This is a genomic window from Pseudomonas sp. HY13-MNA-CIBAN-0226, assembly GCF_040310305.1.
GTDB lineage: Bacteria > Pseudomonadota > Gammaproteobacteria > Pseudomonadales > Pseudomonadaceae > Aquipseudomonas > Aquipseudomonas gregormendelii.
Map to the genome: position 1 here is coordinate 1 of NZ_JBEOPS010000578.1, position 240 is coordinate 240.

Annotated in this window: 1 pseudogene; it reads left to right on the forward strand. The window is 60.0% G+C overall.

The window, feature by feature from the left end:
- Positions 1-186, forward strand: a pseudogene (locus AAEZ05_RS29990) (EmrA/EmrK family multidrug efflux transporter periplasmic adaptor subunit); the annotation flags it as partial.
- Positions 187-240: the final 54 nt, after the last annotated feature.

Genomic DNA, 240 nt, shown 5'->3' on the forward strand with positions numbered 1-240 from the left:
GGCTTGAGCACCGTGGTCAACGTCGACCTGCATGACCAGAGCGGCCCGGTGCTGGCGCAACAGGCGCCGCAAAAAGCTTCGTTCACCACCAACGTGTATGACCGCCAATTGGCCGAAGCCGATGCCATGATCAACCAGTTGATCCATGACAACAGCGTCGCCGCTCCCAAGGCTGCGCAACGCTGATGAGCAATAACGCCTCGTTCACGCCACCCAGCCTGTTGATGGCCACTATTGGCC